Genomic DNA, 24,291 nt, shown 5'->3' with positions numbered 1-24,291 from the left:
TTCTGCGTTATCCGCGAGGCTTCTTTCCCGCTGATTGGCGCGGATTTTTTTCCGCTGATCTACGCTGATTTTTCCGTTTGCCTTTTCTTCGTTCATCTGCGGGACGTCTCTCCCGCTGATTGGCGCGGATCTTTTTTCGCTGATCTTCGCTGATTATTCCATCAACCTCTTCTGCGTTATCCGCGAGGCTTCTTTCCCGCTGATTAACGCGGATCTTTTTTCACTGATCTTCGCTGATTATTCCATCAACCTTTTCTGCGTTATCCGCGAGGCTTCTTTCCCGCTGATTAACGCGGATCTTTTCCGCTGATCTTCGCGGATGATTATTTTTTCTGCGCCATCTGCGGGAATTCTTTCCCGCTGATTTACGCGGATCATTCTCGCTGATCTACGCAAATAACTATTTATTGCTGCGTTTTTTCTGCGCCATCTGCGGGCACCAAACCCTAAGCCGCTATCTGTGGTGCTGCCACCGTCTCAAATACGGTTGCCAGGTGTGCCCTATACCGCTCCATATCCCGCTCCACATCCGCATTCTTTTCTATATCGTGAAAGTGAAAGCTTTTTAAGGGCTGCATACCCGTAAAAGCGTTCATCCGGTGAAACCCAAATAACGGGCCATCATCCACACTGTGCTCTTTAAAAAATTCACCCGGCAGCGTAAACGCCGTTTCGGGTGCATTCCAACTGGTAGTTAACATATAGTTTTTGCCGTGCAGCATGCCCCCCGTTCCGTAGTTGATATCCGGGTTTTCTGAGGAGCGGCCATCACTGCGGTAAATGCCTTTCCGGTGCCCGGCGGTAAATACCTCATCAATGTATTGCTTAAACCCATGGGGCAGCTGGAACCACCAGATCGGCGTATGATAAATGATGGTATCCGCCCATACGAATTTTTCCACCTCTTCAGCCGGATCGTATCCGTTGGCAATCACTGTTTCCCGTATTTCCACACCTGGCCGGCCACTGAAAAACGCTTCTGTTTCTGCGGCTACGGTATTGTTAAAGCGGCCACCGGAATGTCCGAAATGTTGTCCTGCATTGATGATCAATATCTTTTCCATATATCTCTTTTTAAATTGACAACACAAAATTATCACGCAAATAATTATCAGGGAAATAATATAATTTATAGATTTGTATTATAAAAATAATACTTAGTTATGGTCAACCTGGAATGGTATCGCACGTTCAAGGCCATTTATCAAAGTGGTACGCTTACCGGTGCCGCCGAAAGCCTGTTTATTTCCCAGCCGGGGGTAAGCCTGCATTTAAGCTCGCTGGAAAGCTATGTAGGGTATAAATTATTTGAACGGGCCGGTCGCAAAATGGTGCCTACAGAACGGGGAAAAATCCTGTTCAATGCAGTGGCGGAAAGTCTGGCCACGCTGGAAGAAGCGGAAAAAAGTTTTCAGCGCAGTACGGAAAAGCATACACCTACCATCAGTATCGGCATGTGCTTTGAAACCTTCCAGATCACGCTGGAACAATATATTTCGAGCCTGAACTTTAACGTCATCATCCGTTTTGGCGACTATCATGAAATGCTGGACAACCTAGATAAGGGCATCCTGGACCTGATCATTACACCCCATAAAGGCAGCTCCGCTAAAATAGAGCACCAGCCATTCTCGTCGGAAACGATCGTGCTGGTAGCCGGCAAAGAACTGGACGATGCGCCCTTTCAAAAACTGGTAAAGCAGAAAAAGTACACCGCTGCGGAAGCATGGCTGAAGCTGCAAAAATGGTATGGCACTACGGGCGATATGGAGCACCTCTTTCGTTTCTGGCAGCTGAACTTTGGCAACACCCCTGATTTCCGTCCTAATTATATTGTACCAAACCTGAACTCGATCGTGCGGTGCCTGAGCAGTGGTAAAGGCCTGGCCGTGATCCCTGATTTTTTATGCCATAAGGAAATTGAAAGCGGACAGGTAAAGCTGGTATGGAAAGGCCATAAGCAGCTGAAGAATACGCTTTATTTCGCCTGCCGGAAAAATACCACCCATGCAAAAGAAATCGAACTGATTAAAAACTTGTTCCGGAAGGTGATGCAATAAGTTGGAAAAGCAATCTCCCAAAAGGTGCTGATCATAAAGTACCGGTAAGAAATCGATTCTTACCGGTAACATGACTGTTTACTTTTGAGCCAATGCGCTGAATGATCATGCTTTATAACGCCTGTCCGCCGGATACCTCGATCCGCTGTCCGTTGATCCAGCGGGCATCTTCTGTACACAGAAAGGCCACTACGCCACCGATATCATCCGGCAGGCCTACCCTTCCCAAAGCGGTAATGCCTGCGATCCGGGCATTGATCTCTTTATTATCTCTGGTGCGGCCGCCGCCAAAATCCGTTTCAATCGCACCGGGAGCCACCACATTCACCCGTATCTTCCTTGGGCCTAATTCCTGGGCCAGGTAGCGGGTGAGCACTTCTACTGCGGCCTTTATCGATCCATACACGGAGGAACCCGGAAATGTGATGCGGGTCAACCCCGATGAAATATTTACAATGCCCCCGCCGTCATTGATAAATGGCAGCAGTTTTTGTGTAAGGAAAAACACACCCTTGTAATGAATGTTTACAATATCGTCCAGTTGTTCTTCGGTTGTGTCAACAGCCGGTGCATACAAAGCGGTACCGGCATTATTAACGAGGAAATCAATATTCGGACTGCCGGTTTCCGCCTTTAAATAATCCGTCAGCTTCCGGGCAAAATCATCAAAAGACCCGCTATTGCTGGTATCCAGCTGAAAGGCCGCCGCCTGTTGTCCCAGTGCCCGTATCTCTGCAACGGTGGCATCAGCCGCTTCCCTGTTGCTGTTATAGGTTAACACCACATCGATCCCCTTTTTTGCAAGGGCAATGGCCATATTCTTACCCAATCCCCTGCTTCCCCCGGTTACCAGGGCTACTTTGCTTTTAGCATTCATATCATTATTATTTTGATACGCAAAGTTGCAATAGTCTGCAGTGACTGCTATTGCAAACATCAATCCATTATTTGCAAAAATCAAATAATCATCAGGAGCGGAACAAAGCCGGCGTAACAGCCGCCTGTTTCTTAAAGAAGTTTGAAAAATGCGCCACTTCCTCAAAACCGAGGCTATAGGCAATTTCAGAAATGGTCCAACCGGTTTGTTTTAATAAGATCTTTGCCTCCTGTAAGATGCGGCCGCTGATCATTGCGGTGGTGGTTTTTCCTGTGTGTTCTTTCAATACTTTATTGAGGTGGTTTACGTGCACGGACAACCGGCCGGCATAGTCCTTGGCGGTACGCAGCTGCAATTGTTGCTGTGGCGATTCAATGGGAAACTGCCGCTCCAGCAACTCGATAAAAAGTGCGGTAACACGGGCCGCTGCATTTTGACTACCATTAGTTGTAGGGGCTGGTTGCAGCTTTTGCCCGTAGTGGATCAGCTCCAGCACATAATTGCGCAGCAGGTCGTATTTAAAGGCATAATCGGAAGCGATTTCCTTTTTCATTTTCAAAAAGACGGATTCAATTTCCACGGCCTGTTCACCGGTGATTTCAAAAACGGGGTAGGCTCCCGGTTGAAAGATCGGCAGCTCCTCCAGTACCACGCCACTTTTATTTTTTACAAGAAAGGCATCCGTAAATACACAAAAATGACCGGACTGACCGGGGTCCTGCGGAATCCAGTGGTACGGCACTTTGGGGGTGGCAAACAAGAGGGCATTACCGGCGATATCAATCACTTTATCGGCGTATTCTGCCCGGTTCCGTCCGCGTATCAGGCTGATCTTATAATAGGCCCTCCGGTTGTAGGGCATCTCCTTTTTCCGTTTTGCAGCCTCGATGGTAGCGGCTATATCAAAAATATTAAAATGACCGATCTCTTTGCCGATGCCCGGCGGCAATAATGCGTTCACCTCCTTACCCGTTAAGGCGGCCGCCTCTTCATAAAATGCTTCCAGGGATGTGGGTTTCGTGGTATTCATATTATCTGCCTGTTTGCAACATTCAAACAGCAAGTTATATAAAGATAGCCAGGCTCCAATAGGATTTTATTATTCTAATAAGATCTCAACCTGCGGGCAGTATAGCGATCTCATCAAACGAAATACCGCCACGCTCCCTCTGATCAATTACCTGGGTTGAACAATACCGCGGGAACTGCCTTACATACTGCCGGTATCCAACGGATCTAAAGGAGATACTTCCCTGATGTGTATCTATCAGCCAATCCATCTCGGTTTGCCGTTCGATATAATCAGCATTTTTTGGCCGCCGCGGGTTTTTCCGGGATATACCATCAATTTCAACTCCCATATCCCAGGAACTTATATTCAATTGCAGGTTATACGCATTCTCAAAAACGAGGGTACAGGGTGCTATCCAAAAGTGATAGGTCTTATCTGTCAATACCCATTTAAAAATATAATCAATATCAAAAAGCAGCTCAAAATTCCCGCCAAAAGAAATCGCGTATATATGATTATCGTGCCAACCCATCTGATCAAAATCCTCATCGGTCCAGTAACTTTTTTCCAGATGATATCTTTTTACAGATGCTGTCATTCTTTATAGTTGTTATATGATTTAGGGGCAATCTTTTTACCAATCGCTGTTTTCACCCGTGGCGCCAAAACCGTTTGTGCCCGCCCCTTTTTCATTTTGAATCACATCTTCTATAAACAAAACCAGTTCCTGTTTTTCCGCTTCGTAGGTTTCTGTCAGCTCCTTCCCTGTTAAAAAAAAGCCGGCGATTTCCGAGGAACTCAGCCCCTTTTCAAAATGCAGGTAGCTGATTTGTTCGATAAATTGACGGGCATCCTCCTCGTATTGCCTACCCCGCTCCAACGCATCCGGATGGCCTTGCAGTATTTTTTTTCGTTCTTTTTCCGGCAGATTCGTTACCAAAAAACCGGCATCGGGCGGTACATTATTCACTACTTCGGGATCCACGGTTCCGGTTCCGTTACAATAAGCGCAGGTACCCGGCAACCACATTAATTCCTGTTTCAGCCGCCTGATATCTTCCTGATCCACCTGGCCTTTTCCCAAACACCGGGGGCATTTGATCAACGCAGACGGTTTACCGGAGCTAAATAATTTTTTAAAGACATTCATGGCTGCATGCTGTTTTGGGTTGCTTCATGTGTAGTTCATTTGTTTCCGGGTATAAATATAGCGATAAATGCCGGTTGCTGCGTTCATCAAAACCAACTCTCCTTATTATTATTTCCGCTCATAAATCAACTGTACCACGCCGGACCGGAAGGTATGCGTTTCTACCAGTTTCAATTCCAGCCGCTCTTTCAGGTCTTCAAACAACGGTTTGCCGCTGCCCAAAGCGATGGGATGCACCGATATCCGGTATACATCGACCAAACCGGCATGGATAAAGGTTTTGATCAGGCCGGCACCTCCATAGAGCCAGATATCTTTGCCGCCCTGTTTTTTAATTTCATTTACCCTTTCCGCGATATCTTCTGCAATAAATGTTGCCCTTTCGTCCTCCGGCGGACGGGTAGAGAAAACAATTTTCTTTTTTGAGTGCACTGCCTTCCACAATTGTTGTTCCGCATCGCTGGCCGTTGCATCCGGTTGAAAATTGCCCCATTGATCGTAGCTGACCCTCCCGTAAAAAATGGTATCGATACCGGAAAGAAAACCGTCAAAATTCATATCATCGTCCATAATGCACCAGTCAATTTCCCCGTTGGGGCCTTCAATAAATCCATCAAGGGTAACCGCCAGGTCCAGGATCACTTTTTTCATATTGGTTTATTTTGCGGATAAAAATAGGTAATAATATTAAGGCAGCATCGTTGTAATCTGGGAGACCAGGAGACATGGGGGACGTCCGGCTGATTGCTGAAAGCTGATGGCTATAAGATCCGCTTCGGATCCGCTACAAATACGCGCGTACAAACCGTATACGGGTCACCGTTTGAACGTTCATATTTTAACGCTGCATAAAACGCATGATACCCTTTAACAGGTAAAGGCTCTCTGATCCTGATGGCAGATCCATTACCGGCCGGCAGCTCCCGGCTCATCCATTTTTCATTCCGGAAATCCTGATCCTCAGAACCGGCATACCATAACGTAATTCCTTTTAACCCTGCTGTTGTTGCCGTTATATCCAGCGTTACCTGCTGCTTTTTAATCTTCGTATTCCAGTTACATACCGGGTAGGGTACCCGCGCCAGGGTCATCCCGAAAAAAGCGCTGAGTGCAGGCATGGCCGTAATGCCCCTGTTGAGATCATGCCCGGCATTGGGCGTATAATGCAAGAGGTTGTTACCAGGAATCGAATCCAGGTAATTTTTTACATTATCCACTACCCAATAGGGATCATTGGTACCGATAAAGATCATCTTCGGCATGGTCAGTTTTTCCCGGTAGGAGAACGGATCGATCATAGTAACAAGCTCCCGGCCCTGCGAGCCGGCCATCCCCTGTACAATCCCCAGTTTTACATAGTCTTCTATTTCCACACTGTACCCGCCATAAGCATCGATCTGGTGCTGCAGGTTTGCCGGCATATTCAGCACATCGATCACCATCGGGCCAATGGCCACAACCCGGGGATCATTGGCTCCGGTAAGCCAGGTGGTCCAGCCCCGCTTTGAGGCCCCTGCCACTACAAAACGATTTACGACATGCGCTTGCCGTTGTTTTGAAAAATCCTGTACCGCATCCATCGCCCGCACGGCGCTTTTTACCATGGGGAATAGCAGGGGCCAGCTATAGTCACTATCCTGTTTAAACTGGTGCAGTGTATATGAAATAGCGGCGTCTTCTGTAAGGTTGCCAAAGATGGGTTGATGAGGCACCTGTCGTAATACAGCTACGATGGCCGCATTCCGGGCGGCGATGGCACCCATTTGTTGCACCAGGCGGTCGTTCTTACCGCTCCAGTTGGGCAAACCGGTCTCTTTGTTATTGCTGCCTCCGGTGATAAACAATAAGGCACCATCGTACCGGTTTTCTTTTGGAATGAGCACGGTGAGCTGGTGGGTCCAGGTATAGCCATGCCATTTTTGAGAGGTCAATAACAATTGATATGCCGTACTGTTTTCCAGCACGGCGGAATCGCTTAGTTCCCATTTATAGGTGGTATCTCCGTTCTGAAGATACCGTTCCAACGCTGTGGAGGCTGTAATCGCCTGCTGTGCCATTACCTGAACGGTCAACAGCAGCTGCAGCAGGATGCAATAAACAAAGGCTTTTTTCATCGTTTTGGATTTATTTATATCATTTACGCACCGGCAAGGGCTTTCACCTGCTCTGTATTGCTTTCAAAATGCCCATACAGAGAAATGTTTGATGACACTAAGATACGCCGGCGGCTCCAATTATATTTCATTTGCCTGCTCTTTGCGGATCTTTAAATCCTGCCCGGTAGTATGTTGACGTAAAGGTTTCTCCACTGCGGTCGAAACGACCGGAGATTTGTAACACGAAAGAAATATCATCGTCACCCCAACCCCTGCGGAGGGGTCTCTACGGGGTCATCCATGCACCCGGTTTTCTAATCCTACCTGGTTAGTACGATGACATAGGGATTTCTCCGCTGCGATCGAAGGATGGAAGATTTGTACCCTGAGGTTGCCAGCGGTTATTTTACAACAATACCTTCCAGATCGTAATCATAGGCCTTCTCGATCTGTACATTGTAAAATTCACCGATCTTTAATTTATCCGTACCAGTAATGATCACCTCATTATCTACCTCCACACTGTCGAATTCGGTACGGCCGATATAACGGCCCGCCTCTTTTTTATCGATCAGGGTTTTAAAGGTGCGGCCCACTTTTTCCTGGTTCAGTTCAAAGGAAATTTCCTGCTGAAACTCCATCACTTCCTGGGCCCGGCGCTCTTTTTCTTCCTGGGGAATGGTATCCGACAACAGGTAAGCAGTAGTATCTTCTTCATGCGAATAGGTAAAGATACCTACTCGGTCGAACCGCTCTTTCGCAAGGAATTGCTTTAATTCTTCAATATCATCCAGGGTTTCACCAGGGAAACCTGCAATCAGCGTGGTGCGTAAACAAATGCCCGGAACCTTCTCGCGGATGGCACTCACCAGGTCTTCCATCTCTGCCCGGGTGATCTGCCGTTTCATCGCAGCCAGCATATTATCCGCAGCATGTTGCAACGGCATATCGAGATAGTTACAGATATTGTCACGCTGGCGCATCACATCCAGGATCTCCAGCGGAAATTTTGTGGGATAGGCATAATGCAAACGGATCCATTCCAGGCCCGGAATATCTGCCAGGCGGTTCATCAGGTCGGGCAGCATACGCTTCTTATAAATATCCAATCCGTAATAGGTCAGCTCCTGCGCAATCAGCATGATCTCTTTTACGCCTTTCTTCACCAGGCCTTCTGCTTCGGCCACCACCTGCTCAATGGTTTTGCTGACATGCTTACCGCGCATCAGCGGGATGGCACAAAAGGAACAGGTGCGGTTGCAGCCTTCGGAAATTTTCAGGTAGGCATAATGCTGGGGCGTTGCCAGCAGGCGTTCGCCCAGCAGTTCGGTTTTATAATCGGCTTCAAATTGTTTCAAGATCAGCGGCAATTCCATGGTACCGAAAAAGGCATCCACTTCCGGGATCTCTGTTTCCAGGTTGTTCTTATAGCGTTCGCTCAGGCATCCCGTTACGTATACTTTATCCAGTTTACCGCGCTTTTTATATTCTACCTGTTCTAAAATCGTATTGATGCTTTCTTCCTTGGCCTTGTCAATAAAACCACAGGTGTTTACCACCACGATATTGTGATCAAATTTCTTGTTCTCGTGGGTTACATCAATATCATTGGCCCTTAGTTGCCCGCTCAGCACTTCGCTGTCTACCATATTTTTGCTGCAGCCAAGGGTAATGATGTTTACCTTATCCTTTTTTAATGTTTTTGCTTTCAAACCGGATTTTCAATTTTAGAAGTTGCAAAGGTACGGTATCAGCCGGATATGCGTTGTCACAATTGCAGTCTGCCGGTCAATACGCGCATCAACGATCGTATTTCCCGCTGATGCGCGCAGATTTTTTTCGCTGGTTTACGCCGATGACTATTTTTTCTGCGCCTGACCTGCGCTATCAACGGGCCATTACCTCGCCGATGTTGCTGATTTCCAGAGCACAACATAAAAAAGGTGATCAGCGATTAGCGATCAGTTTTCAGCCTTCAGTTATCAGCCCTTAGCTATCAGCAATCAGTTTTCAGATAATTACGATCCGGAATATAAATCTATCCCACGATGGACATGCCAGGAACGTTAAATCTAAAATAATTCAATAGTCCCCCCTAGTCTACATGTCCCCCCAGGCAAGGGCACCAGTAAATAGCCAATAGCTCATCAAGTATAAAACGATTCTAACCTGAAACAAACCTAAAAGGTTCACTCCGGCCACCGGGTTTCCACGCCCTGGCTCCGGATAAATTCCTGGAATTGTTTCAGCAGTTGCCGGTCTTTACGCACCATTGCTGGCAATACGCCCTGCGCCTTTGCAAATACCAATAATAATCCAACGGCTTCGCCAATGCTCCACTCCACCGGGTGCAGGCGGTAGCACCCATTGGTGATATGGGTAGTGCCGATATTTTTATTCGCGGGGAAAACATTTTCCATCTTCTCCGGCAATAAGGCGCCCAGTGGGATCTGGAACGGCAGCGACGGAAAATCGATATAATTATTACCCCGGCTGCTGGGATGCAGGTCAATATGGTAATACCCGATACCTACCGAATCAAAAAAGTCCGCAGCCTTCGGTTGGGTGGTACCCGTTACCGCTGCCCGCTGCTCCCGGCCAACATGTTCTTCAAGGATGGTAAACTGGGCTTTGATCCTCCGTGATTCCCGGATGTACGGATATTTTGCCAATCCGTCCGCAGTACCCATAATATCGCTGCGCAGCCGCAATCCCGGCCAGCCCTTGCGGCCACCAGACCGGGGGGCTTCCGTTTGTAACCAGTATAAGAGGGATAAACTCAACTGTTTGGCCTGTTCCACGTGTTTTTTAAATACCTGTGGAGATACATCTACAATATTCCCGGGCATATAGTCATTCTGCGGCCAGTTAACAATAGAAATATCGCCTTTATAAAATCCGTCTTTAAAGTTCTTGCGGTCGATAATCCTGCGGTAGTTCCACAAGTTCAGCAGGGACCCGGTCGCACTGCCATCCGGTGCAAAGCCCAGCTCCTTGGGTTGCAGGGTTTGGGGTTGCGCGTATTGGAGACTGAGTAATTTTCCAGGCCAGGCGGGTTGCAATGCCGGCGTATAATTGCGCCAGAAGGTATAATCCGCCGGACGGGGTATGGTATGCGCTTCGCCTTCGACATAGTCTATCGCAAAGCACATGGTAAAGGCCTGGTTATTGGCGGCATCGGCCTGCAGCGGCGCATGGAGTTCATTGGTCTGACTCCGCGACTCGGTTCCGGTAACATAAGCGGTTCCGGTCAGCGGCAGCAGGTCGCCCAGTTCCGTAGCATCAATAAAGAAACGGCTTTGCAACAGCCGCTGTTCCCCGCTTTTTTCATGCTTTACGGCAATGGATGTAACACGCGTGCTTACGACATCGGCTTTTACGGCACGGTGCTCCATCAACAGCACCAGTTGCCCGTTGGAAAGATAGGGCATCAATAGTTGCCGGATCACTGTTTCTGCTACAGCCGGTTCATGACACAGACGGGATACCGCGCCGTTGCCCGGGTTCAGTTGCGGTTGATTCTTTGCTTTTTCCGACAACGGGTAATACTGCCGGTAATAGTTGCGGATATGGTTACGAAGCTCCCGGTAAGACCGGGGGGCTCCGTGTGTTTCGATCCAGGGATGTTCATCCGGCGGTACGCCCTGGGAACTGAGTTGTCCGCCCAGCCAATCGGTCACCTCTGTAAGGATCACGGTTGATCCGTTTCTCAAACAGGCCAGTGCAGCGGCCACACCGCCCAAACCACCGCCTGCAATCACCACATCGGCCTGCAGCTGCGCTGTTCCATTGCCCGTAACTTTTGTACCGGTTGCAGCGGCTGTAAACGGGAGGGCTGTGCCTAACAACGCTCCGGCGCTGCCTCCTCCCAGGAGTTCCATAAAATGTCTTCGCTTCATCATTGCCAAACGATCGTAATAAATGTTTGCTAATATAACCAAACCCGGCATCCCTTCCGCGCATACCGGGTAAATACTTTAAACAGCACAAACAAAACCGCAATATCTTTACAACTATGAAATGCATACCGGTTTACTTTCTCTTATTCGTGTTCAGCATCACGGCATGCAGGGAACGGTCAAAAGAAACCGCCATCAGCAGCGGTGTTTCTGATACATTGGCCAACACCCGTAAGCATACGGTTAGCGATCTTCAGTATGTCCTGTTGTTCGATATCCCGGAAAATAAAGCAGCGCCCATTACCGCCCGGGAACAATTACAATTCCGGTATTCCGGTAAATCAACAACGCCGCTGTTGCTCGACTTTAAAGAAGATGCACAGCAGGTAAAAAAGATCGTGGTAAACGGAAAAGAAACACCGCTTCAATACCGGAATGAGCATATCATCATTGAAGAAGGGTTGCTAAAAAAAGGAAGTAACACCATTGCCATTGATTTTATAGCCGGCAACAATGCATTAAACCGCCGGGATGATTTCTTATATACCTTGTTTGTACCCGACCGGGCGCGAACGGCCTTTCCCTGTTTTGACCAGCCCGATCTAAAAGCCATTTTTACGCTCAGCCTGGTGATTCCACAACACTGGGCCGCCATCGCCAATGGCCAGCTGCGGGATTCTGCCATCAGCAACGGACGCAAGACGCTTCACTTTGCCCCTTCAGACAAAATCAGCACCTACCTGTTTTCATTTGTTGCCGGAAAATTCAATCGCGCCCGTGAAGCATTTGGCAACCAGGAAATTGAATTCCTGTACCGCGAAACCGACTCCGAAAAGATCCGTAACAGCCTGCAGCCAATCTTCGATCAGTACAAAAAAGTAATCCGTTTTTACGAACAGTGGACCGGCATTCCCTATCCTTTCCAAAAACACGGTCTGGTGGCCATACCCGATTTCCAGTTTGGGGGCATGGAGCACCCGGGCGCCATCTTATTACAGGCATCTACCCTCTTCCTTACCCGCGACGCTACCGAAGGCCAGCTCAACAGCCGGGCACAGTTACTGGCACACGAAGCCGCACATATGTGGTTTGGAGACCTTGTTACGATGAGCTGGTTCTCGGATGTATGGATGAAAGAGGTCTTTGCCAATTTTATGGCCGATAAAGCCACCGCCATCCCCGGACATGAACAGGGTTTTTCATTGAAATTTTTGACCGACCATCTCCCCCCTGCCTATGCCATCGACCGTACCACCGGCGCCAACCCCATCCGGCAACCCCTGGAAAACCTGGAAAAGGCAGGAACCCTTTACGGTGGGATCATTTATCATAAATCGCCGGTGATGATGCGGCAACTGGAGGAGCTGATGGGGCCGGCTGCTTTTCAAAACGGCATCCAACAATACCTGAAGACCTACGCCTTCAAAAACGCTTCCTGGCCCGACCTGATCCGGATCCTGGATGCCGGTACCCCGGCGGATCTCAACGCCTGGAATGCGGTGTGGGTAAATGAACCGGGCCGGCCGGTATTTGACTACCAGGCAACCTATGATCCACCCGGTAACCAGATCACCGGCTTTTCTGTTTTTCAAAAACCGGAATCCGGCAATAGCCGCGTCTGGCCGCAGCGTTTTGACATTAGCTTTTATTATAAAGGACTGGTTCGTACTATTACCGTCAGCGATAGCCTGGCGGCGCAGGAAGTACCACGAGCTACGGAGCGTAAACAACCGCTGTTCATCCAGTTCAATGCATCGGGTATGGGCTATGGCGTATGGCCGGTTGATACGGCCATGCTTTCGCACTTATTTACGATCGATAATTATGTAAGTCGCGCCTCTGCGTATATTACATTGTATGAGAATATGCTTAACGGCCGTTACAATACCCCGGCACAACTGCTGCAGCTCTTTGCAGACGGCCTAAATAAAGAAACGGTTGAATTAAATATGCGTCTGCTCACCGGCTATATCAGCGCCATCTATTGGAACTTTATGACGCCAGCAAAACGCCGGGAATGGGCGGGCCGTTTGGAAAACAGCATCTGGAGCGCCCTGCAACAGCAAAAAAGTCCGAATAACAAAAAGATCCTGTTTGGCTGCTATCAATCGGTTTTTGAAACAGAGGCCGCCGTAGCGCGACTCTATGCTATCTGGTATAGCCAGGGCCCGCCGGCGAATGTTGTGTTGAAAGAAGAAGACTATACCAGCCTGGCCTTTGTCCTGGCATTGAGAAATAAAAACGGGGACAGCATCCTGCAGCAGCAACTGCGCCGGATCAAAGATCCCGACCGCGTTAAACGGTTCCGCATCATCATGCCGGCGCTTTCGCGTGACACCGTTGTTCGCGATGCATTCTTCTCCGGCCTGCAAAAACGCGAAAACCGGTCGAACGAGTCTGCAGTGGGTACCGCGCTAGGCTACCTGCATCATCCGCTCCGGCAACCTTCTGCAGAAAAATATCTTGAAAAGACACTGGAACTGCTGCCGGAGATCCAGCGTACAGGGGATATCTTCTTCCCGGGAAACTGGATTCAGTCCAGCTTTGGCAGCTACCAGTCGGCATCGGCCTTTGATATTGTAACCCGTTTCCTGCAGACCCACCCGCAGCTGGATCCCAATTTAAAAGCAAAGATCCTGCAGGGCACCGACAACCTGCGAAGGGCGCGGATGATTGCACGGTAAGGCGGGCAGATCAGACGCACGTCGCATTGACGATCCGCTTTAAGTTTTAGCCGTCAGCTATCCGTTTTCAGATGATCCCGTCCGGGGTAGCAGATCATTTATTCAAAGCGGATCTGCAATAGATTTATTACTCCCTACAGGGAACGCCATAGCTGATTGCTGAACGCTATACCAGGGTCGCCTTTGTGGCTTTCGTTCTTAAAGTAACTTCAATTTCTTCACGGATTACACCGATGCTCACAGACACATATTGTAATGGGATATTGTGGCTTCTATGCAAATCTGTGAAATCTGTGAGCTATGAGACTAAAACCGGTATCACTTTTTTTGCATGCAGCCGCGCCCAACCATATAAATTAACCTGTGTTAATTTGCCATTCCTATAAACTGGTATAAATTGCGCCGGATTTCAGGAATACCAATCACAATGAGCAACGAATGCCTATGACATCAGATACCCATACTACAAGCGCGGCCGGTTATCCCGGTTTTCATTATACACATGAGCAGCTGTATAAATATGCTGAATCCTCCGGTATATTTTCGATTATGCTTCAAAATAAAAGCATCGTGCATTTTATACCCGAGCACCCTGAAAAATTCAAACGCTGGTTAAAAAGCAACCATATTTTCGATATTAAGGCTGCTGCATCCAACTAAACGGATCAGCAGGTGCGGCATTGATTCGTATAACGCCAAGGAAAATCAATTGCCTGTGCCCCAGGCCTTATTGGGCGCTGGCCCCATCTCCAGCTCCAACCGGCCGCCTTTGAGCAGTTCGCCGGCGGGAAAACGGAAGCTATTCAGCACACGTCCGTTGAGCCGCGCCCGTTGTATGTATTTATTTTCCTTTGATGCTGCAGGCGCACTGATGATAAATTGCTTTCCGCGGCCATACCGGCTCCCCAGGTCAATGACTGCTTTTTTATACAGCGGACTGGTGATTTCATATTCGGGGATCACATTGCAACCGCCATCCGTTTGAAACAGGCCCAGCGCCGCCATTACAAACCAGCTACTCATCTGCCCCTGGTCTTCATCGCCCAGGTAGGCATCGGCCGTACCAAAACCATAATACCGGGCGAGGATGGAACGGCTCCATTGCTGTGTTTGCCAGGGCTCGCCGGCCCAGTTGAACAGGAAGGCAAAATGCATGGATTGCTGATTGCCCTGTACCACGGGAAAATCCCAATACTGGTCACCCGGTGCATTATAACGCCAGGGTTCACTGGCTTTAAACCCTTTTGTCAACCGGTCTGTGAAACGCTCCCTGCCCACCGCATGCATCAGCGCCGGCACATCCTGTGGTACAAAATACGTAAGCTGCCAGGCATTGCCCTCTACATACTGGTGATTGGCGCCGGATTTATAGGGATCAAATTTTTGTTCCCATTGCCCGTTGCTGTACCGCATGCGGGCATACCCGGAAACCGTATCGATGGCATTTTTCCACCAGCTGCCCCTATCCATAAAAACGGCGGCTTCGGGCCGGCGCATGGCCGTTGCCAGCTGCCCCACCGTCCAGTTATCATAGGCGTATTCGAGGGTGTTGGAAAACCGCCCTTTGTCGGCCGGTACATATTTGTATTTTAAAAACGCTTCAATATCCCTGTTGCCGGCAAACCCGTTGCCCACGCGCTCCGGTTTGGAGGTAGCGGTCTTCACCACGGCCTTAAACAGCTTACCGGTATCATAATCCCGGATGCCCATCTGGTAAGCACTTACCAGCAACGGAATCTCGTGTTCACCCACCATTACCGGGATGTATTCCATCCCCGCCGGCCCTTTAGCCAGCCAGCCATTGGCATCAAACATGGCCAGTTGCGAACGCACCCATTTGCCGGACCATTCGGGCGCTACCAGGTTCCATACCTGGTTCAGGTTCCAGAACGTGTTCCAGAAGGCGTCGCAACCCAGTGCACGGTCTCCAGGATTGTTCAGCTGTTGTATCTTTTCGGTGGCATCTACCCAACGCCCGTCTACATCGCTGAACGTATTCCGGCAAAAGCTCCGGTAAAGATTGGTATAGAACCGCATCTTTTCCCGGCTGTCGTCACTGGTAATGGTTACCCGGCCCAGCAGGTCATTCCATGCGTTTACCTGGTGTTGCCGTACGGCATTGAAATCCCAGCCAAATGGTGTAGTCACCTCTTCCTGCAGGTTGCGCCGGGCACCTGCGGCATCCACATACGAGATGCCGGTTCGCACCTGTACCACGGGCGTTTGGTGCGTGTCAAATTCCACATAGCAACCCATCTGATCCGGGTGCTCCGCATTCAACCGGTCTCCGCCGGTTACCGCATCATTGACCCAGCCACCCATTTTCTTGATGGGCCGGTCAAACTCGATCCGGAAATAAATGGTATAATCCTGATCCGCATCGGCCGACCATACATTTTTTGATTGCTGTACGCTATATCCCTCTATCGTATGCGCATCCACCTGCGTAAGCCGGGCGTTGAGAATTTTATAATCATACTCCGCCGGAATTTTCAGATCGATCATGATGCGCCCGTCCTGCTGCTGCGGATAGGTATAGCGCTGAAAACTGCAACGGGTAGTGGATGTCAGTTCAGCTTTAATCCCATAGTTGATCAGATCGGCTTTATAATAACCAAGCGGCGCTTCCTCCGTAGCTTTATTGATCCGCGAGCGATACCCCGTTGTATCATTTTTCAGGGCGGACTCGTCGCCCATTTTTATCTTCAGCGGTCCATTCACCGGCAACATACCCAACCCGGCCATGGTCCACTCGTGTACATGACTAAACGTACCAATGCTTTCAAATACGGGATCATAGCCCGCCTGCCAGCCGGCATTCTGGTTATCCGGACTGACCTTTACCATGCTAAACGGCATCCAGGGGCCCGGGGCAATCATCCACCGGGAATGCGCCGTACCCAGGAATGTATTCACATAATCCGAAGGCTGCACCAGCGGTTGCGGGTTGCGAGCAACCGTGCCGGAAGTCACCGGCTTCCCATCCGCAAAAATGGTATAACTGCTGCGGATGTTCTTTGTTGCTGCCGGCATGGGCACTTCCAGTATTGCTGCACCCGCCTCCAGTCTTTTATTAAAAATGGTGCGGCCATCCAGCTGCACATTTAACATGGGCCGGCCATCTGTATGTACGATATCCACCAGCAGGGGTTGTGTGTCAGCATCCCGTTTCCAGGGAGCGGCTTTTACATTGCGGATCCGTACGGGTGCCGGCACGGGGTTCAGACTGGTTTTGCCGCTGCCCGTCATGCGAAGATCATCAAACACCAGCCAGGAACCTTCGAGACTCGTCAGCTGTATTTCGTTCGTCCCTGTTCGGAGGATGGCAGCATCCAGTGGTATCGTAATCGTATGCTGCAGGGGATTGCGGTTATCACCGGTGAGCGCCGCTTCGTTGGTTCCTTTGGGCAAACGGAAATTCCAGGACTGTCCGTTAACCGTAACTTTTAAATACGGCGGTTTATTGAAATGGGTATGCAGGATGTCTACGATGAGGGCATTGGCAGCCTCCGGATCCACAGCTTTCAGATCAAACAACAGGTTCAGTACCTGGGTGCGGATGCCGGCGGTAGGACTGGTGCCGCCCCAGGCATCGGCCGGACCGGGCAATACATAGGGCCAGTCTTTCTTTGGATCCGATTGCCCGATGATGTATTGCCGGTTCTCCCATCCAAAATCTTCCTTCAAAAAATCCTGGTACCGGCCGGGAGCCAATGCAAATTCTGCGGCGCTGTTGTCTTTTTTCCCGATGCTCCAGAGCACCCGCTCCTGGCTGTTACAGAGCAGTGTTACCGCTATCAAATAAACGGACAAGCATGTTTTCAGCAAAATATGTTTATGCATACGATCATGGATATTAAATTGTATCTGATTGGGTCTTATTGCCGGTTCGTGCGGACACGAACCAAGGCTTAGCAAGGACAACTACTATAACGACCTTCGTTGCGACCTTCGTTGCGATCTTAGCGGATGCTTTGCGACCTTCGCGGTTCAAATCAAACCGCAAGGTGCACGCAAGGTGCGCAAGGATAGCTTCGACAACGACGTTGATTCATCATTACCTATTCCCCATTCACTTCTCACTATTAACTATTCACTATTGCCTATCCCCTACTTCACTCCCCTCGCCCAGTCTCTCAATAGTTCAATCGCATCATACAGCACACCGGCTTCTCCCCTGAAATCGCCGGAGCCGGAGGCCTTGCCATTGCGCACATCGTACCATTCGTAAAAACCTTTATTCTTCAATACCCGGTCGATCATCGGGCTCATCTCCGCGTATGCTTCCTGTGCCATGCCGTTGGCCGCCAGGGCATGGATCATCCGTCCGCCAAACCAGGTCCAGTCACCAGCATTCTGATAATGGTAGGCCGCCATATTGGGAAATTCTTCCACCGGGTACGGCGGGTAAACCGTCATACCGATCGTTGCAAATTTTTCTTTCTCTGCCGCCAGCAAAAACTGGTCGTTGATCTTTTTGATCTCCTTGCCGCTGTGCATGCCGGCCAGGATGGCACAGGTGGTACCGCCGGTATACAGGATGCTGCGCTCATCAAAATTCTTTGAGAACGGGCTTCCGTTTAAATAAATATGGGGAATGTATTTAGCGCGGCCGGCATCCCAAAGATGTTTACGGATATTCTTTTTAATGGTATTGGCCGTAGTCTGCCATTTTTTATGCAGGGCTCCGGATTCCGGCGTCATCCCGATAAAATCATTAAGAGCCATTACAAACATGGCGTTATCATAAATATCAATGGCCCATTTTGTTTTTTCATTTAAGGCTACGCCCCAGCCCTTTTCGGGTTGTACATCACCCCAGTCGATGGTGGTAGCACCTTTTACCAGTCCGTATTCTTTTGACCAGCGTTCAGTCATTACATAATTCAATGCCGCTTCCAGCCGCTGCAATACCGTTTGCCCGCCGATCGTTTCCTGTAAAATACTTTTATCCCCGGTTACATCGATGTATTTTTTTACCGCCTGCACCAGTGAAGATTCCTGGTCGGTTTCCACCGTATTCTTATGCGCGGCCCAGTCCGGAGCCAGGTTGGAATAGCTGTACTTATAACCAATATTCGCCTGCTTTTTATTGATGGCCCCATCGGGAATATTACCATCCGCACCCTGTATTTTAAAGAACAATAACAAGGCATCCTTTACATCCTTTTGATCCCGCGCCTTCAGCGATCCCTTAATAAAGGTATTAAAATCGCGGATCCAGATTTCTCCGTAACCGGTACCGGCATTAAAGCCGGTTAAGATGCGCAAGGCACGGGCCCGTACGGTATCCAGCCGCTCATCGGCTAATATCTGTGCGGCCAGTTCCTTTTTGCTGATGCCACCTGCAGCTACCCGGCCCGCATAGGACGACAAGTTCAGTTTTCCGGTTTGCGCCTGCGCCCCGGCCAGTAAAAAAACAAGGTTCAATAAAAATAGTCGCTTCATAAATGTTATTTATTCTTCTGTTTAAATCTTTAATATAGTTTATGGCTGTTTGGGTGGCATTGCCGTCATATACAGTTCCAGCAAGCCTCCGTTTACGATATCATTAAAACGAATGTAGGGTTCTTTCAGTGTTTTGCCATTTAATTTCATGGACCTGATATAAATATTCCCCGGTGTATGATCATGTGCCCGGATGATAAACTTCCCGGTTTGGAGCACCTGGTTTTCCCGCTGATCGGCGCAGATTGAATACACCGCTGATTTCGCGGATTGGTTTTCTGCGAAGATCTGCGTAAAAAATCGGCGTAGATCTGCGGGAAATACCACCGCATCCAAACATTTAAATCGCTTCATTTTAAGTCGTTCAAGCTTTTTCCAAAAAAATTGAGGCATTCGGCTTTCCCGCTGATGGGCGCAGATTGAATACACCGCTAATTTCCGCTGATTGACTTTCTGCGAAGATCTGCGCGAAAAATCGGCGTAGATCTGCGGGAAATACCACCACATCCAAACATTCAACTCGCTTCATTTTAAATCGTTCAAGCTTTTTCAAAAAAATTGAGGCACCTGGGCTTCCCGCTGATTGACGCAGATTGAATACACCGCTGATTCTCGCTGATTGACCTTCTGCGAAGATCTGCGGGAAAAGATCTGCGTAAATCTGCGGGAAAAACAATTACCGGTCATGCGTATAAAAGGTTATTTCTTCCAGGGTCATAAAATTGCTGCCACCCCAGTTAGACAATAATTTAAGCCGGTAGTACCGGTACTTTGCGGTGCTGTCGGGGACCGCAAACGCTTCACCAGCCTTTGCATAATCGATATCTTCCTGCGTATTTGTGCCAACCGGAAGCCCGGAGGGTTTTACAGACTGATACGATCCGATCTTCGTCCAGCTGGCCCAGCTGCCATCCGGCGCCGGGTTATTGCTTCCATATAACTCGAATGTTTTTACGCTTTCCAACTGGTATAAGCGGTCGTTGGCCTGCCACACTTTAAAGCGACTGAGCGCTGCCGCGGATCCGCAGTCGATCGTAAACCAACAGGGTATGATGGATTGCGTGGCAAAGCCCGGCGGATCATATTTTTCATCCCATAAGTAGGGCAATAGCCAGCCGTACCCGCCATCCTTTACATCCGTTGGCAGTTCCAGCACTTTAAAACCCGACTTGGGCAACCGGCGCTCAAATTCCGGCAGCGTAACGGTGGAAGCCTCGGGGTAAAAGAATTCAAAAGCGGTTGAATCCGGTTTGTATTTAGACCGGTAACTAAGCACGGTTCCCCCCTGATAGTCCGCCAGCACCGTACGCGTTTCCGTTGGCGGTACAGTAAGCTTTTGCGCGCTTCCGTTTGCCCCGGTATAATCCACATCCACGCCCAGTTCGCCGCCGGCCGGTTCACCCCAGTTCAGCACCAGGTTGTTTCCATCTTCCGATTGCTCCACCGATCTCAGGGTACGGTTTACCAGTGACCCGGTATAATTCTGACCATAGGCCACACCAAAAGCATTGACCACTACCGATTGATGATTTTCTTTATCATAGGTATAAAGGGTAAAATTATAGTTCCCTTCCCGCAGGTCGGGCACCAGAATATTAAGGGTGTCTCTCCCCTTTGTGCGCTTTACGGGAACCTCCATCGAATCGCGGCCGTTATTCCAGTGGATGCTCAACCGGGTTACCAGCGGATCATTGCCCAGCACGGCAGCAAGCTGTATGCGGTTATGCCCGGGCCGTACGATCACCGTATCCAACCGGCCCGGGTAGGTGATCTCTCCCTTTTCCAGGTACCTGTTATAGGCATCGCCGCTGGTTTTGGTGCAGGACTGCATACCGGCCACCAGCAGCATTCCTAAAACTATTACGCTATTGATCAGTTTCATGTATTCGTATTTCTTGTTAACAGATGAATTATTTGGTATCGCCCCACATCATGATCTCATAAAAATTCACATAGGTTCCGTTTGACCAGTTCTTGAGGGTTTTAAAACGGATGTACCGCACCTTGGGCGTATTCAGCGGAAACACTACGGTATACCCGGCCAGGGCCGCATCGATATCCGCCTGCGAAAGCTGTCCTTCCGGAAGCCCGGAGGGCTTTGTTTGTGTGGCCGTGGCCAGCAGGGTCCAGCTGTCATCAAAGCTGCCGCCCGGGCTAGGATTGTTCGATCCCCAGATCTCCACCTCGCGCGGGTTGTGCAGTGTATAATAAAAACCGGGACGCATAAACCATGCAAGACGGCTTAGCTTTGCCGTAACCCCCATATCATAGGTAAACCATTGCGGCATTCTTGCAGCATCACCGGAATGATAAAATCCACTCGTGGTGTTTCCGTCGAAAAGCCCGGCAATACTGCCGCCATAGCCCAGTGGTGCATCGGAGGGTAAGGTAAGGCCCTTCATTTTTGTACGATCCAGCAATGCTTCAAACAACGGCGTCAGCTGTGTGATCAGCGTATCTGAAATATTCCCCCAGCGGTCCCGTACATACACTCCAAACTTCGTAGGCACATCGGGCATGTTGCGGGTAGAAAAATCGCCGGTTTTCAGATTGGTATATTTCGTGGCCTGCGGCGCAAACCGTCCCAGCGAATCATTGGCCAGCACTACAATGGCCAGGTCCTGTTCCCCGGGATTGGTATACTTTACGTTAATGCCACCGAAATCAGGCACCAGCTTCAGTTGCCGGCGCACGATCCAGATCGGCGGTTCCAGCGGGCGTACGGTTACATCAACCGCGGGGGAGCTATTCTCACTTTTATCTACGGCATAAAGGGATACCTTGTAATCGCTGGTATCTCCAAACCCGTCTACCAGGATACTGCGGTTATAACGGCTCACCTTTGTTTCCCGCACCGTTCCCTGCCGGGTGGTGTACCGCGCCTTTACATACAACAGGTCCGCATCATCCGGCAGCTCATAGCTGATCCGCACGGCACCGTTCAGGTTCTCGATGGTTACATCACGCAGGGGCTCCGGTATGCGATCATCCTTTACCGCCGGACCAGCCACCTCCCGTTTGCAGGCCACCGTTACCAGCAAAAAACAAACAAGACTATAATAACAAATACATTTTTTCATTTCAATACATTTAAGCATAGTTGGCAATTAAATACTCTTACCAGCCGGGGTTTTGCACCAGGTTGGGATTGATCTGCAGGTTGTATTCCCGTACCGGCCAGAAATAGTCGCGCGGCGCAATGAACTGCGGACTGTACAGCAGCACCCGGCGATTGTAATCTTCGTACGTTGTTTGCAGTATATCCCATCCGTAGATGGCGCTGCTTAAGGTTTGCGGAGCGGTTTTCCAGCGGCGCAGGTCCCAGAACCGGCTACCCTCAAATGCCATCTCTATACCCCGCTCCTGCCGGATGATGTCCCGCAGGCCTTCTACCGACTGGTATTTGGAGGCCCGGTTGGAGTACGTGGACCAGGATTGCTCTACCGACTGCAGCCCGGCTCTTGCGCGGATCTGGTTGAGGTAGGTTAAGGCTGCTGCGGAACTTCCCGATTCATTCAATGCCTCCGCATACAGCAGGTACAGATCACTCAGGCGCATAACCGGCCAGGGATAGGATTCTACCTGTAAGGAAGTGTTGTTGTACACCAGGTTCCAGTTTACGATCTTCTTTGTATAATACCCGGTTACCGAATAGATGCGGCTTTGTTTTTTACCGGAGTACTCGCCCAGTTTACTTTGTATATTGTAGTTGCCGTTCCGCATAAACCATTTTGAGCCATCAAAGCCCATATCTGCATAGAACCGGGGCTCGCGCTCAAAATGCAGTCCAACGGTTTTATAGCCTTCCTGGATACCGGTATCCTTACCGGTGGCCGTACGCAAATGAAACCGGTTGGCATAGTCCCAGGTTTTGTCCTCCTCTATCGGCACACCGTTCTTGGTATAAAACAGCTCCGCCATTTTCATGGGAGGCGCCAGTTTGCCTTTGAGGTTAATGTTAAACTGGTTCGGATCCAGCTGGGGACAGGCATAGGTTTGCAGCCAAAAGGTAGGATCACCGCCCGTGGTCAGTCCCCAGATCAGTTCGCTGTTCCATTTTTCACAAACGGCATTGCGGATATTCATCTCGATACGGGTAGCATGATCCACGGTAATAATGGCCGGGTTAAAGTAGTACAATTTTAAACCGGCGGCCTGTGCCGCGTCAATCGCCGCCTTGCAGGCTTCCCGGGCGCGCGTCCACTTACCCGCATCATATTGCGGGTTAAACAGTACCTGGCCGTTATTATTTTTAAAGCCGGTAAAATCATTGTTGCCGTTAAACAGCGGACTTGCTGCCGTTACCAGCAACCGGGCTTTTATAGCCAGTGCCGCCACCTTGGTAACGCGCCCCAGTTCGGTGGCCGCACTGGTAATCGTTAACGGAAGACCGGTATTGTTATCCCCCGCAGCGGCATCATCGATCAGTGCGGCAATATAATTCACCACGGAGTCAACCGGCTGCCGGTACACTTTTACTTCAGCGGGCGATGCGGTGATGGGCAGGTTTTTATCCATCAGCGGAATGGGGCCATACATGCGGAACAGGTACCAGTGAAAATAGGCCTTCAGGAATTTTGCCTCGGCAATCCACCGTTCTTTTTCATAGGGCTGCAGATCCGCTACCCGGTTAATGTTTTCAAGAAAGATATTGCAGGTACGGATCCCCTGCCAGAGCGACTTGCCGTCATATCCATCCCAGTAGTTCATATAGGGCTCTGTTTGCCGTTGCTCGCCGCGGGCAATCTGATAGGGATCGCGGTAAAAAAAGTCTTCGATCATTGGCCAGTAGGTCCAGGCTTCGTCTCCGCCGCTGAAGGCCGGGTTTTTATCCGGATGCCCTTCCTGCGGCAGATATGCATAACAGGTATATAAATATTTTTCGGCCTCCAGGCGATTGGAAAATGCGTGGTCCAGTGTGGGCACATTATCCGGCACAAGATCCAGGAAGCCCTTTTTGCAGGAAGCCAGTACGGCCAGTACCCCGCATAAGCAGAGAAGGCACAGCCCCCGGCGGGTATTTTTTATAAATAGTAAATGGCTATCTATTGCGTGCATATATTGT

The 24,291-nt window shown here is 49.6% G+C and carries 19 protein-coding genes; 4 read left to right on the top strand and 15 right to left on the bottom strand.

What is annotated here, in order from left to right:
* Positions 1–446: 446 nt before the first annotated feature.
* Complete coding sequence (locus Q1V85_RS24915) at positions 447–1,064, bottom strand: NAD(P)H-dependent oxidoreductase (RefSeq protein ID WP_300604853.1); 618 nt, start codon at positions 1,062–1,064, stop codon at positions 447–449.
* Positions 1,065–1,163: 99 nt separating this feature from the next.
* On the opposite strand from Q1V85_RS24915, the gene Q1V85_RS24910 reads away from it, so the two are divergent.
* Positions 1,164–2,060, top strand: coding sequence for a LysR family transcriptional regulator (locus tag Q1V85_RS24910; RefSeq protein WP_300604851.1), 897 nt, complete (start codon positions 1,164–1,166; stop codon positions 2,058–2,060).
* A 112-nt stretch (positions 2,061–2,172) separates the two neighbouring features.
* Here Q1V85_RS24910 and Q1V85_RS24905 read toward each other — a convergent pair whose 3' ends face one another.
* From Q1V85_RS24905 to rimO, 7 genes are all read right to left on the bottom strand, one after another.
* A complete protein-coding gene (locus Q1V85_RS24905) occupies positions 2,173–2,997 on the bottom strand; it encodes an SDR family oxidoreductase (protein WP_366914027.1) in 825 nt (274 codons plus the stop codon).
* 31 nt (positions 2,998–3,028) lie between these two features.
* Positions 3,029–3,967 (bottom strand): helix-turn-helix transcriptional regulator, encoded by a 939-nt coding sequence (locus tag Q1V85_RS24900; RefSeq protein ID WP_300604849.1) that lies wholly within the window; start codon positions 3,965–3,967, stop codon positions 3,029–3,031.
* Between the two features lie 85 nt (positions 3,968–4,052).
* The gene (locus Q1V85_RS24895; RefSeq protein ID WP_300604846.1) at positions 4,053–4,547 is read right to left on the bottom strand and encodes a hypothetical protein; all 495 of its coding nucleotides are present in this window, start codon (positions 4,545–4,547) and stop codon (positions 4,053–4,055) included.
* A 36-nt stretch (positions 4,548–4,583) separates the two neighbouring features.
* The gene (locus Q1V85_RS24890; RefSeq protein WP_300604843.1) at positions 4,584–5,099 is read right to left on the bottom strand and encodes a hypothetical protein; all 516 of its coding nucleotides are present in this window, start codon (positions 5,097–5,099) and stop codon (positions 4,584–4,586) included.
* Positions 5,100–5,207: 108 nt separating this feature from the next.
* Positions 5,208–5,750, bottom strand: coding sequence for a dihydrofolate reductase family protein (locus tag Q1V85_RS24885; RefSeq protein WP_300604840.1), 543 nt, complete (start codon positions 5,748–5,750; stop codon positions 5,208–5,210).
* Between the two features lie 110 nt (positions 5,751–5,860).
* On the bottom strand, positions 5,861–7,213 hold the full coding sequence (locus tag Q1V85_RS24880; protein ID WP_300604837.1) for a PhoPQ-activated protein PqaA family protein: 1,353 nt from the start codon (positions 7,211–7,213) through the stop codon (positions 5,861–5,863).
* 383 nt (positions 7,214–7,596) lie between these two features.
* Positions 7,597–8,907 (bottom strand): 30S ribosomal protein S12 methylthiotransferase RimO, encoded by a 1,311-nt coding sequence (rimO, locus tag Q1V85_RS24875; protein WP_300604834.1) that lies wholly within the window; start codon positions 8,905–8,907, stop codon positions 7,597–7,599.
* Here rimO and Q1V85_RS24870 point away from each other — a divergent pair.
* Positions 8,892–9,188, top strand: a complete 297-nt coding sequence (locus Q1V85_RS24870; protein WP_300604832.1) for a hypothetical protein — start codon at positions 8,892–8,894, stop codon at positions 9,186–9,188. The genes rimO and Q1V85_RS24870 overlap by 16 nt on opposite strands.
* A 196-nt stretch (positions 9,189–9,384) precedes the next feature.
* On the opposite strand, the gene Q1V85_RS24865 is transcribed toward Q1V85_RS24870, so the two are convergent.
* A complete protein-coding gene (locus tag Q1V85_RS24865) occupies positions 9,385–11,097 on the bottom strand; it encodes an FAD-dependent oxidoreductase (protein WP_300604829.1) in 1,713 nt (570 codons plus the stop codon).
* A gap of 113 nt (positions 11,098–11,210) precedes the next feature.
* Here Q1V85_RS24865 and Q1V85_RS24860 point away from each other — a divergent pair, with 113 nt between their 5' ends.
* Together Q1V85_RS24860 and Q1V85_RS24855 are read left to right on the top strand one after the other, a co-directional pair.
* On the top strand, positions 11,211–13,778 hold the full coding sequence (locus tag Q1V85_RS24860) for a M1 family aminopeptidase (RefSeq protein ID WP_300604827.1): 2,568 nt from the start codon (positions 11,211–11,213) through the stop codon (positions 13,776–13,778).
* Between the two features lie 438 nt (positions 13,779–14,216).
* Positions 14,217–14,438 (top strand): hypothetical protein, encoded by a 222-nt coding sequence (locus Q1V85_RS24855; RefSeq protein WP_300604824.1) that lies wholly within the window; start codon positions 14,217–14,219, stop codon positions 14,436–14,438.
* A 45-nt stretch (positions 14,439–14,483) separates the two neighbouring features.
* On the opposite strand, the gene Q1V85_RS24850 is transcribed toward Q1V85_RS24855, so the two are convergent.
* From Q1V85_RS24850 to Q1V85_RS24825, 6 genes are all read right to left on the bottom strand, one after another.
* Positions 14,484–17,621, bottom strand: a complete 3,138-nt coding sequence (locus Q1V85_RS24850) for a GH92 family glycosyl hydrolase (RefSeq protein WP_300604821.1) — start codon at positions 17,619–17,621, stop codon at positions 14,484–14,486.
* Between the two features lie 267 nt (positions 17,622–17,888).
* Complete coding sequence (locus tag Q1V85_RS24845) at positions 17,889–19,226, bottom strand: hypothetical protein (protein ID WP_300604818.1); 1,338 nt, start codon at positions 19,224–19,226, stop codon at positions 17,889–17,891.
* Positions 19,227–19,265: 39 nt separating this feature from the next.
* The gene (locus Q1V85_RS24840; RefSeq protein WP_300604815.1) at positions 19,266–19,580 is read right to left on the bottom strand and encodes a glycoside hydrolase domain-containing protein; all 315 of its coding nucleotides are present in this window, start codon (positions 19,578–19,580) and stop codon (positions 19,266–19,268) included.
* Positions 19,581–19,902: 322 nt separating this feature from the next.
* Entirely contained in the window at positions 19,903–21,108 is a 1,206-nt protein-coding gene (locus Q1V85_RS24835; protein WP_300604812.1) for a DUF4998 domain-containing protein, read from the bottom strand.
* 28 nt (positions 21,109–21,136) lie between these two features.
* Positions 21,137–22,306 (bottom strand): DUF5000 domain-containing lipoprotein, encoded by a 1,170-nt coding sequence (locus Q1V85_RS24830; RefSeq protein WP_300604810.1) that lies wholly within the window; start codon positions 22,304–22,306, stop codon positions 21,137–21,139.
* Between the two features lie 37 nt (positions 22,307–22,343).
* Entirely contained in the window at positions 22,344–24,284 is a 1,941-nt protein-coding gene (locus Q1V85_RS24825; protein ID WP_300604807.1) for a RagB/SusD family nutrient uptake outer membrane protein, read from the bottom strand.
* Positions 24,285–24,291: the final 7 nt, after the last annotated feature.

The organism is Niabella sp., assembly GCF_030150205.1.
In the GTDB taxonomy this organism is placed as follows: domain Bacteria; phylum Bacteroidota; class Bacteroidia; order Chitinophagales; family Chitinophagaceae; genus Niabella.
The sequence above is the reverse complement of the archived record's forward strand: the minus strand, read 5'-3'. Positions and strand labels throughout refer to the sequence as shown.